This window comes from Aeromonas tecta, assembly GCF_000820185.1.
GTDB lineage: Bacteria > Pseudomonadota > Gammaproteobacteria > Enterobacterales > Aeromonadaceae > Aeromonas > Aeromonas tecta.
The window spans coordinates 18247-32782 of sequence record NZ_CDCA01000028.1 but is presented as its reverse complement, the minus strand read 5'-3'; the positions used below and the strand labels follow the sequence as shown (position 1 = coordinate 32782).

The 14536-nt window shown below is 59.6% G+C and carries 17 protein-coding genes; 12 read left to right on the top strand and 5 right to left on the bottom strand.

The genetic code is table 11. The features are described 5' to 3' along the window. From petA to zapE, 4 genes are all read right to left on the bottom strand, one after another. On the bottom strand, positions 1–591 hold the full coding sequence (gene petA / locus BN1137_RS11835) for a ubiquinol-cytochrome c reductase iron-sulfur subunit (protein ID WP_033132309.1): 591 nt from the start codon (positions 589–591) through the stop codon (positions 1–3). Positions 592–885: 294 nt separating this feature from the next. Continuing rightward, the gene (gene rpsI / locus BN1137_RS11830; RefSeq protein WP_050718808.1) at positions 886–1278 is read right to left on the bottom strand and encodes a 30S ribosomal protein S9; all 393 of its coding nucleotides are present in this window, start codon (positions 1276–1278) and stop codon (positions 886–888) included. A gap of 15 nt (positions 1279–1293) precedes the next feature. Then, entirely contained in the window at positions 1294–1722 is a 429-nt protein-coding gene (rplM, locus tag BN1137_RS11825; RefSeq protein WP_050718807.1) for a 50S ribosomal protein L13, read from the bottom strand. 267 nt (positions 1723–1989) lie between these two features. Then, complete coding sequence (gene zapE, locus BN1137_RS11820; RefSeq protein WP_050718806.1) at positions 1990–3084, bottom strand: cell division protein ZapE; 1095 nt, start codon at positions 3082–3084, stop codon at positions 1990–1992. Positions 3085–3224: 140 nt separating this feature from the next. On the opposite strand from zapE, the gene BN1137_RS11815 reads away from it, so the two are divergent. The 12 genes from BN1137_RS11815 (at position 3225) to BN1137_RS11760 (ending at position 14234) form a co-directional block, all read left to right on the top strand. Beyond that, on the top strand, positions 3225–3605 hold the full coding sequence (locus BN1137_RS11815; protein ID WP_050718805.1) for a Z-ring associated ZapG family protein: 381 nt from the start codon (positions 3225–3227) through the stop codon (positions 3603–3605). 81 nt (positions 3606–3686) lie between these two features. Next, on the top strand, positions 3687–5045 hold the full coding sequence (locus BN1137_RS11810) for a Do family serine endopeptidase (protein ID WP_050718804.1): 1359 nt from the start codon (positions 3687–3689) through the stop codon (positions 5043–5045). A gap of 89 nt (positions 5046–5134) precedes the next feature. Continuing rightward, positions 5135–6256 (top strand): outer membrane-stress sensor serine endopeptidase DegS, encoded by a 1122-nt coding sequence (degS, locus tag BN1137_RS11805; protein WP_050718803.1) that lies wholly within the window; start codon positions 5135–5137, stop codon positions 6254–6256. 318 nt (positions 6257–6574) lie between these two features. Continuing rightward, positions 6575–6937, top strand: a complete 363-nt coding sequence (locus tag BN1137_RS11800) for a transcriptional regulator (protein ID WP_050718802.1) — start codon at positions 6575–6577, stop codon at positions 6935–6937. Next, the gene (locus BN1137_RS11795; RefSeq protein WP_050718801.1) at positions 6938–7303 is read left to right on the top strand and encodes an SFCGS family glycine-rich protein; all 366 of its coding nucleotides are present in this window, start codon (positions 6938–6940) and stop codon (positions 7301–7303) included. It begins immediately after the preceding gene. Further along, a complete protein-coding gene (locus tag BN1137_RS11790) occupies positions 7303–7599 on the top strand; it encodes a DUF4312 family protein (protein WP_050718800.1) in 297 nt (98 codons plus the stop codon). The genes BN1137_RS11795 and BN1137_RS11790 overlap by 1 nt, the downstream gene beginning before the upstream one ends. A 22-nt stretch (positions 7600–7621) precedes the next feature. Continuing rightward, complete coding sequence (locus BN1137_RS11785; RefSeq protein ID WP_050718799.1) at positions 7622–8398, top strand: DUF4311 domain-containing protein; 777 nt, start codon at positions 7622–7624, stop codon at positions 8396–8398. 11 nt (positions 8399–8409) lie between these two features. After that, positions 8410–9060: a DUF4310 family protein gene (locus BN1137_RS11780; protein WP_042641395.1), complete on the top strand. Its 651-nt coding sequence runs from the start codon at positions 8410–8412 to the stop codon at positions 9058–9060. A 186-nt stretch (positions 9061–9246) separates the two neighbouring features. Next, on the top strand, positions 9247–10386 hold the full coding sequence (locus tag BN1137_RS11775) for an amidohydrolase/deacetylase family metallohydrolase (RefSeq protein WP_050718798.1): 1140 nt from the start codon (positions 9247–9249) through the stop codon (positions 10384–10386). After that, the gene (locus tag BN1137_RS11770; RefSeq protein WP_050718797.1) at positions 10370–11485 is read left to right on the top strand and encodes a DgaE family pyridoxal phosphate-dependent ammonia lyase; all 1116 of its coding nucleotides are present in this window, start codon (positions 10370–10372) and stop codon (positions 11483–11485) included. Before BN1137_RS11775 ends, BN1137_RS11770 begins: the two co-directional genes overlap by 17 nt. Next, positions 11485–12225, top strand: a complete 741-nt coding sequence (gene dagF, locus BN1137_RS11765; protein ID WP_050718796.1) for a 2-dehydro-3-deoxy-phosphogluconate aldolase — start codon at positions 11485–11487, stop codon at positions 12223–12225. Before BN1137_RS11770 ends, dagF begins: the two co-directional genes overlap by 1 nt. A 104-nt stretch (positions 12226–12329) precedes the next feature. Further along, positions 12330–14234, top strand: coding sequence for a BglG family transcription antiterminator (locus tag BN1137_RS11760; RefSeq protein WP_050718795.1), 1905 nt, complete (start codon positions 12330–12332; stop codon positions 14232–14234). Between the two features lie 18 nt (positions 14235–14252). On the opposite strand, the gene npr is transcribed toward BN1137_RS11760, so the two are convergent. Beyond that, complete coding sequence (gene npr / locus BN1137_RS11755; RefSeq protein WP_033132294.1) at positions 14253–14525, bottom strand: PTS phosphocarrier protein NPr; 273 nt, start codon at positions 14523–14525, stop codon at positions 14253–14255. Positions 14526–14536 lie beyond the last annotated feature (11 nt).

The following is a 14536-nucleotide window of genomic DNA, read 5'->3' as shown; positions in this document are numbered from 1 at the left end:
TCAGGCCTCCTTGCCATCGGCACCGACCAAGATGGTGGTGTCGCTAAGAAATTGATAGGGCGGAATGACCAGGTTTAGCGGTGCAGGCACCCCCTGGAATACTCGGCCAGCCATGTCGAACTTGGAGCCATGGCACGGGCAGAAGAAGCCGGAGGCGACCCCCTGTACCTGCTCGCCGAAGCTGTCCGGCAGGTATGAAGGAGAGCAACCCAGATGAGTACAGATACCAACGGCGACGAAGATCTCCGGCTTGATGGATCTGTAGCCGTTGTGGGCGTAGTCCGGTTGTTGCGGCTCGTCGGAGGCAGGATCGCGCAGCTTGTCATCGTGCGTGGCCAGGGCATCTAGCGTCTGCTTGGTGCGTTTCACCACCCAGACCGGCTTGCCGCGCCACTCGACACGAATCAACTGACCCGGTTCCAACTTGCTGATATCCACTTCGACCGGAGCCCCAGCCGCTTTGGCTTTGGCACTCGGGTTCCATGACTTTATAAACGGCACTGCGGTAAAAGCAGCTCCTACTCCCCCAACGGCAACCGTTGACCAGGTAAGAAATCTGCGGCGACCGGTATCAACTGGCGCATTGCTCATCCAAAAACTCTCCCATGTGGACTCTGCTCATTCTTATAGTGTCCCCGTTCCCCTTCTCCCGATGACAACTGCAACGGAAGCCGTATGGCAATTGACACAGAAAGACCATGGAAATTTTAAAGAAAAGATAACAATTTGACAAGAAAGAGAAGCGATGGGTAAAAACAATAAATACACAAATTTTTGTCTTTTGTGACGTATGGTTAGCATTGGCGTAAGGAATATTACCAATAAAAAAAGCCTGGCAGTTGCCAGGCTTTTTTGACACTCGCGAGAGTGCGTACCAAAAGCGAATTAACGCTTGGAGTACTGCGGACGCTTACGAGCTTTGTGCAGACCGACTTTCTTACGCTCAACCTTACGGGCATCACGAGTAACAAAGCCTGCTTTACGCAGTTCGCCGCGCAGGGTTTCATCGTACTGCATCAGAGCACGAGTGATACCGTGGCGGATCGCACCAGCTTGACCAGAAATGCCGCCACCGTTAACGGTGATGTACAGATCCAGTTTCTCAGTCATTTCAACCAGTTCCAGCGGCTGACGAACTACCATGCGGGCAGTCGGACGGCCAAAGTACTGCTCCAGGGAGCGCTGGTTGATGATGATTTTGCCGCTACCCGCTTTGATAAAGACGCGAGCAGTGGAGCTTTTGCGACGGCCGGTACCGTAGTATTGATTTTCTGCCATGTTGCCAGTTCCCGATTAGATATCCAGTACTTGAGGTTGCTGAGCAGCATGAGCGTGCTCGGCGCCTGCGTAAACTTTCAGTTTACGGAACATGGCACGGCCCAGTGGGCCCTTCGGCAGCATGCCTTTGATAGCAGCTTCGATAACCATTTCCGGTTTACGCTGAATCAGCTTGTCGAAGCTGATTGACTTGATACCACCCGGGAAACCGGAGTGAGAATGGTAGATTTTATCGGTAAATTTCTTACCGGTAACGTGTACCTTCTCAGCGTTTACAACGATGATGTAATCACCGGTGTCAACGTGCGGAGTGTACTCAGCTTTGTGCTTACCACGCAGACGAGCAGCGATCTCGGTTGCGATACGACCCAGAGTTTTACCTTCTGCGTCCACAATGTACCAGTCACGTTTTACGGTTTCTGGCTTGGCAACGAAAGTTTTCATTAAGTTAAACCCAATTACCTGTTACAGACCCAATTGCTTATGGGGGCTCTCCCACAAACAACAAACGATGGCCTACCTGTACCCCTTCGAATACAAGTAAAGCTTAAAGTGTTGCTGTCTTATCGACAGCTGTAACGTGGGCCGGGCGATTATAAGTGAAGTTGCCTTAAATATCACCTGCTAATTTCACTGCCATGAAGCTAGCAAATGTCGCCCGGCCCTACCTGCCGCAGATGCCCATCCGACTGGCAGGCTCGGGTATTGTGACTAAGGAAGGTGCACTCTGGCAAGGTATTCGTGCGATTGCATTTCCTGAAGCCGCGAAAGACAACGCTTGAACTCGAAATTCAGCAGGCCATCACCATAGAGCGCCTGCATGGGAACCGCCGCCGACAGGATGAGTTTGACATGCCGCTCGTAGAACTCATCCACCATGGCGATGAAGCGGCGGGCAGCGTCATCTGTGCCCGTGCCCATTGGCTGAACATTGGCCAGCAGCACGGTATGGAACTCCCGGGCCAGCTCGATGTAATCGCTCTGTGAGCGCGGAGTACAACAGAGTTGTTCGAACTCCATATAAAGCACCCCTTCCCCCATCCCCAGCACGCCGAGCTGGCGATGATTGACCTCCAGCATGGTGGCGCTGGCCTGCGTCAGACCGGTCAATTGCCCGAAATAGCGATCTAGGTTAGATTTTGCCTGTTGATCCAGCGGGAAGTGATAAATCTCCGCCTGCTCCAGGGTGCGCAGCCGATAATCGACGCCGCCATCCACGTTAAGTACCTCACAATGACGCTCGATCAGCGCGATGGCAGGGAGAAAACGCGCTCGTTGCAGCCCATTGCGATAAAGATCCTGTGGCGGGATGTTGGAGGTGGCCACCAGCACCACGCCGTGGCCGAACAAGGCCTGGAACAGGGTGCCCAGCAGCATGGCATCAGTGATGTCGGAGACGAAAAACTCATCGAAACAGATGACATCCGTCTCGGCGGCAAGCTTGCTGGCGATGAGTTTGAGGGGATCTTCCTGACCGCTCAACCCATTGAGTTCGGCGTGAACCCGGTGCATGAAGCGGTGGAAATGAATGCGTAATTTACGCGCCCCCGGCAGGCTCTCGAAAAAAGTATCCATCAGCCAGGTCTTGCCTCTGCCCACTCCGCCCCACATATAGAGTCCAAGGACAGGGGTTGGCTGCTTGGGCTTTTGCAGCCAGCCAAGCAGGCCACGGGATCTGGTCGGAGTCGGGTTGGCGCACAAATCCTGATAGAGTCGTTCCAGGTGGGTCACGGCCATCGCCTGAGCCGGGTCGGCCACAAAGCCGGGGCGCTGCAAATCCTGCTGATATTTTTGCTGCGGGGTCATCCTGTCAACCGTCTCCAAGTCCCTGAATGAAGGACAAAATAGTATCACGCTCTCGGGGCGCACGGTATAGTGCCCACGAGGCATAGCGGTCAATCTGGCCGTCTCAACACTCATCGATTTAGCTGTAACAAGGAGCATCTATGACTCTGTTAAACGGGATCCTGCTGGCGGTAGCCGCTCTGATCATCGGCGTTCTGGTCGGTCGTTTCACGGTTCGCAGCCGGGATGCCGGACGCCTGGAACAGGAGCTGAAAAAGGCCCACAAGGAACTGGAAAGCTATCAGGGCCAGATCAATACCCACTTTGCCGACAGCGCCGCGCTGATGGAACAACTGGCCGAGCAATACCAGACCCTCTATCGCCACATGGCCGAGCAGAGCAAATTCCTGGCCAAGGTTCAGGAACCGCTGTTCCGCGAAGCCCAGGTTGAAGAAGGGAAAGATGAGTCTGCCAACGAGGAACCGGGTCTGCCGCCGCGCGACTATGCGGGTGCGTCCGGTCTGCTCAAACAATCCAGCTAGTCCCTAGTGGAACTTATTACGCCTTATCGTGGTCAGACCTTGACGATTGCATTGCAACTTTTTCTGGGAGCTGTTTCTCATATGCGTAAATCTCTTTCTGTATTCAGTGTATTAGCCCTCAGTGTCGGTATCGCCCTGTCTGCGGCGCCAGCGCAAGCTGCTCTGCCCTTGCTGGCGAACAACCAGGAGATGCCGAGCCTGGCCCCGGTCCTCGAGCAGGTCACCCCTGCCGTGGTCAATATTTCCGTCTCTGGCAAGAAGATCACCCGCCAGCGCTTGCCGGAGCAATTCCGCTTCTTCTTCGGCCCCAATATGCCGGACGAGCAAGTGAGCGAGCAGCCCTTCCAGGCGCTGGGCTCCGGCGTCATCATCGATGCGAAGAAAGGCTATGTGATCACCAACGCCCACGTGGTCCACGAGGCGGACGAGATCAAGGTCAATCTGAAAGACGGCCGTGAATACGCCGCCAAGAAGATTGGTGAGGACAAGCAGTCCGATATCGCCCTGCTGCAGATCAAGGCCGAGGACCTGGTGCAGATCAAGTTCGCTGACTCAGACGACCTGCGGGTCGGTGACTACGCGCTGGCCATCGGCAACCCCTTCGGTCTAGGCCAGACAGTGACCTCGGGCATCGTCAGTGCCCTGGGCCGTAGCGGTCTCAACATCGAGAATCTGGAAAACTTCATTCAGACCGACGCGGCCATCAACTCGGGTAACTCCGGTGGTGCCCTGCTCAACCTACGCGGCGAGCTGATCGGCATCAACACCGCCATCCTGGGTCCGAACGGCGGCAACATCGGTATCGGCTTCGCCATTCCGTCCAACATGGTGCGCGATCTGTCCGATCAGATCGTCAAATACGGTGAAGTACGCCGTGGCCAGTTGGGGATCACCGGCACCGAGCTGACCACCGATATCGCCAAGTCCTTCGGCTACAACAAGAAGGATGGCGCCTTCGTCAACCAGGTCATGCCTGACTCCGCTGCCGACAAGGCCGGGATCAAGGCGGGCGACATCATCATCAGCATCGATGGCAAACCCATCCGCTCGTTTGGTGAGTTGCGTGCCAAGATTGCGACCATGGGTGCCGACAAGCAGGTAGCACTCGGCCTGATCCGTGATGGCAAGGAGCAGAGCGTCAAGGTCACTCTGAAGAAGGCCGATGACAGCGAGATCCTCGCCAGCGCCCTGCACCCGGCACTGGAAGGAGCCAAGCTCAGCACCACCACAGAGCCAGTGAGCGGCGTGGCAGTCTCCGATATCGATCCGCGCTCCCCTGCCGCCGCCTCTGGCCTGCAGAAGGGCGACATCATCATCGGGGTCAACCGCCTGCGCATCAACTCCTTAGGGGAACTGACCAAGGCGTTGAAAGATAAGCCGGAAGTGCTGGCGCTGAACATCCAGCGCGGCGACTCCTCGCTCTATTTGGTGATCCGTTAAGTCCCTCACACCCGCGGCAACCGCCGCGGGTGATTTTTATCCACCGATAGTGTTATTCTCTGCGCGCAGCATGTACGGATGAGAATGACATGAAAATCCCACCTTTGATCAGCTACTTGGGCAAGTCTGTCGGCTTCGGCCTCACCGTTGCGGCGCTCTTGTTGTTGCTGTTCCCCAATTTTCGTGGCGGCGCCCCTCTGCCAGGCCTCATCACCAATGCCCGTGAACTGAGTTTCTCCTACGCCGCACATCGCGCCGGCCCTGCCGTCGTCAACATCTACACCCGCAGTTTCGCCGGCAATCGTGGCGAGAAAGCTGAACTCAGACCGCAAGGGCTGGGCTCTGGGGTCATAATGAGCTCCCGTGGCCATGTGCTGACCAACTATCACGTCATCGCCGATGCGGACCAGATCATCGTCGCACTGCAAGATGGCCGGGTATTCAGCGCCGAGCTGGTCGGCTCCGACAAGCTGACCGATCTGGCGGTGCTCTACATCGAATCGGACAACCTGCCGGTGATCCCGCAAGATCCTGACCGGCTGCCGGATGTAGGCGATGTGGTACTCGCCATCGGCAACCCCTACAACGTCGGTCAGACCATCACCCAGGGCATCATCAGCGCCACCGGGCGCATCGGTCTGTCCAGCATGGGGCCAGACAGCAATGGCCGGCAGGATCTGCTGCAGACCGACGCCGCCATCAACGAGGGCAACTCGGGCGGCGCCCTGGTCAACGGTCGCGGCGATCTGGTGGGCATCAACACCGCCGCCTATCACCTCAACGGCAATCAAGAGAGCTACGGCATCAGCTTCGCCATCCCCTACAAGCTGGCTAAACGCATCATGGACGAGCTGATCGCCAACGGCCGGGTCATTCGCGGCTACCTCGGCATCTCCAGCGTCGAGATCAACCCCATAGTCGCCCGCATGATGAACTTAGGTGACTTGCAAGGCCTGGTGGTGGAGAGCCTGGATCCGGCAGGGCCGGCCAGCAAGGCGGGCCTCAAGCGCGGGGATGTGCTCATCAAGGTCAACGGCGAGGCCATCAGCGGGGTGAGAGCCGTTATGGACAAGATCGTCGAGAGCCGCCCCGGCACCAAACTCACCATCTCGGTGATCCGCAATGGCAAGCCGCTGGACGTCGAGGTCATCATCGAGGAAGACGTGCGTTACCAGAACCTGCCGGCCACCAGCGCCGCTTCCGCCAGCTAGCGCAGACACTGTTGTACAAAAGGGGCACCAAGGTGCCCCTTTTTGTTGCCCACGCCTTGTGAATCCCTCCGCCGTCCGTGAGATCACTCACAGTTTCCACTCATGCTGCCCATGCCACCGCCATCGACAAAGTGCGGCATCGATCACACAACATCAGTCCCATTCAAACCTTTTTCTGCCCCAGCCGCACAAAAAAACCGTTTTCGAGCCCCCGGATTGCCGGATTTCCGCTTCGAATCGGAAAAAACCTGCCTCCTCCGCGCCTCCTTGCAGCCTTAGGGTAGTCCCATCCCTTCTGCCAGCCTTGGAGAGCAGACCTTGACTACCGACACCCATGACACCGCCCTGACCCCGGATAGCCCGGCATTGCTGCGCAAGACCGACCTTACCCTGGCACGCATCCATGCGCTGCTGGGCGAGCAGGGGATTATCCCCAATGACGTCCAGATCCAGATGCTGGCCTCCCATGTCAAAGCCATGGTGTGGCGATCCTACAGCGGTGAATCCCTGCCGGAAGTCGACCTCAGCCTGTTTGATGAGATCTCACCGCTCTCCCTGCGACTGGCCGAGCAGGTCGTCGCCTGGCTGGACAAGCTGGCCTATGAAGAAGCCCACCTGTTATCCGTCCACTTCGAAGTGGCCAAAGAAAATGAACTCAGTGTCATCAAAGGAGATATCTAAATGTCAGCTATCAAACTCGTAATCGGAGATCGTCTCGGCAAGGGTCAGAAAGTCGGTGCGGGGGCAGAAGCCGCCGGTGCCAGCGTGACAGTGATCCCCGGCATGGCCGCCGACATGAAGCTCGGTGATGTGATGAACAAGGAGCAGGCGGATCTTGGCATCTCCTTCTGCGGCAGCGGCGGCGCTGGCGCCATCACCGCCCAAACCAAGTACGGCTACAAGTGCCGCTACGGCATGCGCTCGGTCGAAGAGGGCGTCACCGCCATCAACGACGGCTGCGTGGTGCTGGGCTTTGGCTTCAATGACAAGGAAGAGCTGGGTCAGAAGCTGATCGAAGCCTTCGCCAAGAAGCACGGTCGCGTCTGATGAACGAACACTTCACCACCCAGGTCATCGTCAATGGCAAGGGGGCGACTCGCCAGCAGGCGTTCGCCTCCGCCCTCAGCCAGGTGCAGCCCACGCTGCTCAAGGACAACCCGCGCGTGATGCTGCGCATCGAGCCGGTCGAGGTGCAGGTGCTCAAGGCCGAGGAATCGGTCCGGGTGGAGAAGTTCCTGTTCTTCTTCCTGCCGCGCCAACGTCGCGAATTCCGCGTCCAGCTGGAGATCACGGTCAAGGTCGCCAGCCTGGATGCCGACAAGGTCGCTTTCACCCTGGTGTAGCCCCACAAAAAGGACATGTTGGATGTTTCTAATCATTCTTTTCAAATCATTGATCATCGGCGGCCTGGTCGGCGTCGGGGTGGGGGTCGGTGCGGCGCGGATGTTCCACGCCCCGACCGTGCAGGGCATGGGTGCCTTCCGTACCCTGGGGGAGCTCAATTCCTGTGAAGGAGATCCCGCGTCCCACTTCTCCTTCGGTCTTGGCTTCTTTTTCAACGCCTGGGCCTCGACCGTCGCGGCCGGTGCCTTCACCCAGGATGTGGACCACCGCATCATCCCGCACTGGGCCACGGCCGCGCTGCTGGTCAAGAACCGGGATATCACCAGCACCCTGCACGATCCCAAGAAGATGGCCATCGCCGGCGGCATCATAGGTGCCATCGTCGTCGCCTTCCTCAACAGCACGGCCGCCGCCGTTCCGGCCGCCCTGCAAGTCACCGCCGTCAAGGTGCTGGTGCCTGCCGCCAACCTGCTGGTCAACACCGTCATGCCGGTGATCTTCTGGCTGGCTGCCATCGAGGCGGGCAAAAAATCCGGCTTCTGGGCCACCATCTTCGGCGGTCTGGCGCAGCTCATCATGGGCAACGCCGTACCGGGTCTGGTACTCGGCATCCTGATCGGCAAGGGTGTGGAAGAGAGCGGCTGGAACCACGTCACCAAGGTGATGATGGCGGCCATCGTACTGCTGTTCGTGTTGAGCGGATTCTTCCGTGGCTTTGACATGAAACTGATCGAGTCCTTCCACCTGGGGATCCCCCTGTGGCTGGAAAATGTCCATAACCTGATAAGCGGTAAATAAGGGACCAATCCATGGATGAGAAATTGAGAAACAACTTCTGGTATGCGGACTGGTCCTTCCCCATCTTCGTCGGCCTGCTGTCGGCCGGGGTCTTCGCCGGTACCCATATGTTTTACCTGTACGGTGTCGGCGCCTTCAACGAGGTGGCCTTCGTCGCCATGCTGAAAGCCGGCATGGACACCGGTGCCTACGGCGCGGTCGCAGCCTTCGGTGCCAGCTTCCTGTTCGCCCGCATCATCGAGGGTTCCCTGGTGGGGATCCTGGATATCGGCGGCGCCATCCAGACCGGGGTCGGCCTTGGTGTGCCCGCCCTGCTGCTGGGGGCCGGCATCCTCTATCCGGTGGAGAACTTCGGCGCCTCGCTGGCGACGGGCATGGGGATTGGTCTGGCCATCGGCTATGTGATCATCCTGGCGCGCAAGTTCACCATCAACCAGAGCAACTCCACCTACGGTGCGGATGTGATGATGGGGGCTGGCAACAGCTCGGGTCGCTTCCTCGGCCCCTTGATCATCCTCTCCGCCATGGGCGCCTCCATCCCCATCGGGCTGGGTTCCCTGCTGGGTGCACTGCTGTTCTACATCTGGAACAAGCCCATCACCGGCGGTGCCATCCTGGGGGCCATGCTGCTCGGCACCTTCTTCCCGGTCGCCCTGGCTTAATCACAGGCCGTCTCTCGGACGGCATTTAAGAACCTGTTTGCGATCTGTTGCGAGAGGTCGTCAGCAAGGTGAAGAGCAGCGCAGGAACCGGAGCGTATAGATATACGTGAGGATTCCGAGCAGCACATGAGCCTTGATCACGGCCTCGCAGTAAGAGCGCAAGCAGGTTCCAAGAGGGATATCAGCATGTACGACATGATCATCAGAGCGGGGCGCCAGGGAAACGGTGAGCTCATCGATATCGCCATTGTGGATGGCAAGATAGCGGCCCTCGGCCAGCTGCCTGCGGCGGCCGAGGCGAAGCAAACCCTCACTCTGGCAGGCGAGGTCTGGGTCAGTGCCGGCTGGATCGACGGCCACACCCACTGCTATCCCGCCTCCCCCATCTATCAGGATGAGCCAGACAAGGTCGGGGTGGAAGCGGGAGTCACCACCGTCATCGATGCAGGTAGCACCGGCGCCGACGACGTGGATGCGTTCCAGCGGCTGGCGGCTGGCTGCAAGACCCGGGTGCACGCCCTGCTCAACATCTCCCGCATCGGCCTGTTGCGCCAGAACGAGCTGGCCAATCCGGCCGACATAGACCCGGCGCTGGCCCAGGCGGCCATTCGCCGCCACCCCTCGTTCATCGTCGGCATCAAGGCACGCATGAGTGGCAGCGTAGTCGGAGAGAATGGCTTGCAACCGCTGCGTATCGCCAAGCAGATCCAGCGCGATAACGGCAGCCTGCCGCTGATGGTGCACGTCGGCAACACCCCGCCAGATCTGGACGAAATCGCCGCCCTGCTGGGGGACGGTGATCTGCTGACCCACTGCTTCAACGGCAAACCCAACCGCATCCTGACGCCAGCCGGTGAACTGAGAGTAGCGGTGCGTGAGGCGATGCAACGGGGCCTGCGGCTCGACATCGGCCACGGCGGTGCCAGCTTCAGCTTCGAGGTGGCGGAGCACGCCATCCGCCAAGGCATCTTGCCCCACACCATCAGCTCCGACATCTACTGCAAGAACCGCATCAAGGGGCCCGTCTATAGCCTGGCTCATGTGATGTCCAAGTTTTTCGTCATCGGCATGAGCCTTGAACAGGTACTCGCCTGCGTCACTCATCAGGCGGCCGATGCCCTGCGCCTACCGGGCAAGGGACGGCTCGAGGTGGGCGCCGATGCCGACCTGACGCTTTTCGAATTGGCCAGCGGCCCGACCCTGTTTATGGATACCGAGGCGCAATCTCGCGCCGGTGACCAGCAACTGCTTCCCCTCGCCGCCCTGGTGGGCGGTGACCTGGTTTTGACTCACTATGGGAAATCGCACCATGTCTTCTGTGTATGAGAAATATCAGCTCAAGCCGGTGATCAACGCCTCCGGCCGCATGACCATCCTCGGCGTCTCTACCCCGGAACCCGAGGTGATCGAGGCGGTCAATTTCGGCCTGGGCCACTACTTCGAGGTGAAGGATCTGGTCAACAAGACCGGCGCCTACCTCGCCAACTTGCTCGAGGTGGAGGATGCGGTCGTGGTCTCTTGCGCCAGCGCCGGCATCGCTCAATCGGTGGCCGCCGTGATAGTACGCGGTGACGCCTATCGGCTGGAGCAACTGCACGCCCATGCCCACGGGGTACCGAGCGAGATAGTGCTGCCCAAGGGCCACAACGTGAACTTCGGGGCGCCGGTAGGCACCATGGTCAATCTGGGTGGCGGCAAGGTAGTGGAGGCAGGCTACGCAAACGAGTGCTCCCCCGCCCAGCTGGCCGCCGCCATCAATCCCAATACCGCCGCCATTCTCTACATCAAATCCCACCACTGCGTGCAGAAGAGCATTCTATCGGTAGCTCAGGCCGCCGAGGTGGCCAAGACCCACCAGCTGCCGCTCATCGTCGATGCGGCCGCGGAAGAAGACTTGCGCCTCTACTACCAACAGGGGGCGGATCTGGTCATCTACAGCGGTGCCAAGGCCATCGAAGGGCCCACTAGCGGTCTGGTACTCGGCAAGCGCCAGTATGTGGCCTGGGTCAAACAGCAGGCGAACGGCATCGGCCGCGCCATGAAGGTGGGCAAGGAGGGGATCCTCGGCCTGACCCATGCCATCGAACGCTACCTGGTCAAAGAAAAAGAGAGCGGCGCCGCCATGGTCGCCAAGATGAGTTCCTTCATCGAGCGCCTCAACCAACTGACGGGCGTCAAGGCCCAAGTGGTGTGGGACAGCGCCGGACGCGACATCGCCCGCACCGACATCGCCTTCGACCATGAGCGTCTGGGTATGACCACTGTGCAGGTGGTGGACCGCCTGCAACAGGGCAATCCTGCCATCTACTGCCGTGGTTACAAGGCCAACGAAGGTCACATCGAGATCGATGTGCGCAGCGTCAGCCCGGCCCAACTCGACCAGATCCATGCTGCCATTGCCCAACTCGCTTCGGAGAACCGCTGATGTCCCTTATTCCTAATTACTACCGTGACCGTGTCTGCCTCAACGTGCTGGCAGGATCCAAACAGAATGCCGTCGACATTTATGAGGCCGCCGAAGGCCATGTCCTGGTCGGTGTGCTCTCCAAAAACTATCCGGATGTGCCCTCTGCCGTCGCCGACATGAGGGAGTATGCGGCACTGATCGACAACGCCCTCTCCATCGGCCTGGGTGCCGGCGATCCCAGGCAATCTGGCATGGTGGCCGAGCTGGCGCGCCAGTTGCAGCCGCAACACGTCAACCAGGTGTTCACCGGGGTCGGCGCTAGCCGGGCGCTGCTCGGTCAGCCTCACAGCCTGGTGAATGGCCTCATCTCCCCCACCGGTACCCCCGGCATGGTGAAGATCTCCACCGGCCCGCTCAGTGCCGGGCAGGCCGATGGCATTGTGCCCATCGATACCGCCATCGCCCTGCTCAAAGATATGGGTGGCAGCTCGGTCAAGTTCTTCCCCATGGGTGGCCTGGCCTGTCGCGACGAGTATCAGGCAGTGGCCGAGGCCTGCGCCCGCCACGGTTTCTGGCTGGAGCCCACCGGTGGCATCGATCTCGACAACTTCGAGGAGATAGTACGCATTGCGCTGGATGCCGGGGTCGAGAAGGTGATCCCCCACATCTACAGTTCCATCATCGACAGCGCGAGCGGTCAGACCCGCCCCGCTGATGTGCGTACCCTGCTCGAGACGGTGAAACAGCTGCTGATGTGACGACAAAGCAGGCACCGGTCCAACCTCTGGCCGGTGCCTGGCTTGTTGCTGACCCAGTTGTTAACATCGATCCCTTCTCTCACGACAGGAGTCACATATCCCCCATGCTCAAGCTGCCCCACCCCAGACTCCATCAACTGCTGACCCTGCTCCATGCCGAACCTCTGCCACAGGAGGAGCTGGCGCGCCGCCTGAATGTCTCCACCCGCACGGTGCGCACCGACGTGGCGACCCTGAATGAGCTGATTGCCACCCATGGCGGTCACCTGATCCACCAGCGTGGTAGCGGCTACCAGCTCAAGATCTACAATCAGGGGCTGTTTGATGAGTTGCTGGCGGCGCAGGAGCAGGAGAGCGGCCTGCCCCGCACCAGCCGTGAGCGCGTGCTGCACCTGCAGCTCCTGCTGCTCACCGCGGAGCAGGGGATCAAGCTCGAAGATCTGGCAGATACCTGGTATCTGAGCCGGGCGGCGCTGCAGGGTGACATGGCAGAAGTGAGGGAGCGACTCGCCCATTTCGGACTCGGTATCGACAGCAAGCCACGGCTCGGCATGCGCATTCTGGGGGATGAGACGGCGATCCGGGCCTGCCTCACCCAGCTGCTCTATCGGGAACAGGTGCGCAACAACCCGCTGCAGGGCCTGCTGCCGAATCTCTGCCCCAGCAAGACACTGGAGGTGATAGGCAATCACATTCACGCCCAACTCGGTCACCATCAGCTGCGACTGGCGGACGAGAGCCTGCAACAACTCACCATCTACTGCGCCGTCGCCCTGCTGCGCCAGGCAGCAGGGCATGAACTGCTGGCATTCAGCCATGACGATCTCACCGCTCCCCTGGCGGCTGTAGCCAGAGACATCTATGACGAGTTGCCAACCCTGATCCCGCCGGGTGAGCCCGAGGTCATCTGCCTCGCCATCCAGATCCAGGCCCGTCTCATCGCCGATACTCCGCACCTCAGCCCGGTCATGGCCGCCGAGAGTGCCCGGCTGGTCGCGCACCTGCTGGATTACATCCACCAGCACTACCCCTATGATCTGCGCCACGACAGCCAGCTGCATTCCGATCTGCTGACCCATATCAGCGCCATGCTGCTGCGCATCAAATACCAGATAGGCAGCCACAATCCGCTGGCGGATCACATCAAGCAGTACTATCCGCTCGCCTACGACATCACCCTGGCCGCCATCTCGGAGTGGATCAAACAGACGCCCTATCACCTGACCCATCACGAGATAGGTTATCTGGTGATCCATATCGGAGTCGGGCTGGAGCGTCACTACGACATCGGCTACAGCCGTCCTCCCCAGGCGCTGCTGCTGTGCGATGCCGGCAACGCCACCTTCCGGGTGCTGGAGGCGCGCATCAAGCGGGAATACCCCCAGTTGCAGCTGACCAGCCTGGAGTCGGTGCGAGATTACGAGGGACTGGACCGGATAGCGCAGGACTTTGTCATCAGCACGGTCAAGGTGAGCGAGAAGAACACCCCAGTGGTACAGGTCGCACCCTTTCCGACCCAGTACCAGCTGGAACAGCTCGGCAAGCTGGTGCTGATCGATCGCACGCGGCCCTACCTGCTCGACAAATACTTCGATGCCGATCATTTCATGGTGGTCAGCGAGCCGCTCAGCCAGGACCAGCTGTTTGCCCGGATCTGCGATCAGCTGGAGTCGGAGGGTCTGGTAGAGGAGGAATTCAGGGGATCACTGCAGGAGCGGGAGCGCATCGTCTCCACCATGCTGGGAGATGGCATTGCCCTGCCCCACTCCCTCGGCCTGCTGGCGCGCCGCACCCTGGTCTATACGGTGCTGGCGCCACAGGGCATCGACTGGGGCAATGGCGAGACCGCGACCCTCATCTTCGTGCTGGCCATCGCCAAGGCCGACTATGAAGAGGCGATGGGACTCTACGATCTGTTCCTGGCGCTGATGAACGAAAAAGCCAGCAAGAATCTGCTGGCTTGTCAGGATCTCGCCAGCTTCAAGGCGCTGGCACGCTCCGGCTCCTGATGAGGGAGAGGGAGTACGCTACTCCTCGTTGAAGCCCGAGGTGAACAGCGCCACCACGGCGGCCAGTGCCTCTTCCTCTTCCGGCCCCTCAACTTGCACTTCCACCTGCTTGCCCTGAGCCGAGTCCAGCATCAGCAGACCGATCACACTGTCCGCATCGGCCTCGACACCATCCTCATTGCGCAGCAGGACATGGGCATCGAAGCCCTGTACCAGTTCGAACAACATCATGGCCGGCCGGGCATGAATGCCCAGCTTGTTTTTGACTTCTACCGAAGCGGAAACAGTCATCGTAGCGTCCT

Bases quoted from the DNA above. Each gene is read 5' to 3' on its own strand.
- petA (WP_033132309.1), bottom strand. From the start codon at position 591: ATGAGCAATGCGCCAGTTGATACCGGTCGCCGCAGATTTCTTACCTGG.
- rpsI (WP_050718808.1), bottom strand. From the start codon at position 1,278: ATGGCAGAAAATCAATACTACGGTACCGGCCGTCGCAAAAGCTCCACT.
- rplM (WP_050718807.1), bottom strand. From the start codon at position 1,722: ATGAAAACTTTCGTTGCCAAGCCAGAAACCGTAAAACGTGACTGGTAC.
- zapE (WP_050718806.1), bottom strand. From the start codon at position 3,084: ATGACCCCGCAGCAAAAATATCAGCAGGATTTGCAGCGCCCCGGCTTT.
- BN1137_RS11815 (WP_050718805.1), top strand. From the start codon at position 3,225: ATGACTCTGTTAAACGGGATCCTGCTGGCGGTAGCCGCTCTGATCATC.
- BN1137_RS11810 (WP_050718804.1), top strand. From the start codon at position 3,687: ATGCGTAAATCTCTTTCTGTATTCAGTGTATTAGCCCTCAGTGTCGGT.
- degS (WP_050718803.1), top strand. From the start codon at position 5,135: ATGAAAATCCCACCTTTGATCAGCTACTTGGGCAAGTCTGTCGGCTTC.
- BN1137_RS11795 (WP_050718801.1), top strand. From the start codon at position 6,938: ATGTCAGCTATCAAACTCGTAATCGGAGATCGTCTCGGCAAGGGTCAG.
- BN1137_RS11790 (WP_050718800.1), top strand. From the start codon at position 7,303: ATGAACGAACACTTCACCACCCAGGTCATCGTCAATGGCAAGGGGGCG.
- BN1137_RS11785 (WP_050718799.1), top strand. From the start codon at position 7,622: ATGTTTCTAATCATTCTTTTCAAATCATTGATCATCGGCGGCCTGGTC.
- BN1137_RS11780 (WP_042641395.1), top strand. From the start codon at position 8,410: ATGGATGAGAAATTGAGAAACAACTTCTGGTATGCGGACTGGTCCTTC.
- BN1137_RS11775 (WP_050718798.1), top strand. From the start codon at position 9,247: ATGTACGACATGATCATCAGAGCGGGGCGCCAGGGAAACGGTGAGCTC.
- BN1137_RS11770 (WP_050718797.1), top strand. From the start codon at position 10,370: ATGTCTTCTGTGTATGAGAAATATCAGCTCAAGCCGGTGATCAACGCC.
- dagF (WP_050718796.1), top strand. From the start codon at position 11,485: ATGTCCCTTATTCCTAATTACTACCGTGACCGTGTCTGCCTCAACGTG.
- BN1137_RS11760 (WP_050718795.1), top strand. From the start codon at position 12,330: ATGCTCAAGCTGCCCCACCCCAGACTCCATCAACTGCTGACCCTGCTC.
- npr (WP_033132294.1), bottom strand. From the start codon at position 14,525: ATGACTGTTTCCGCTTCGGTAGAAGTCAAAAACAAGCTGGGCATTCAT.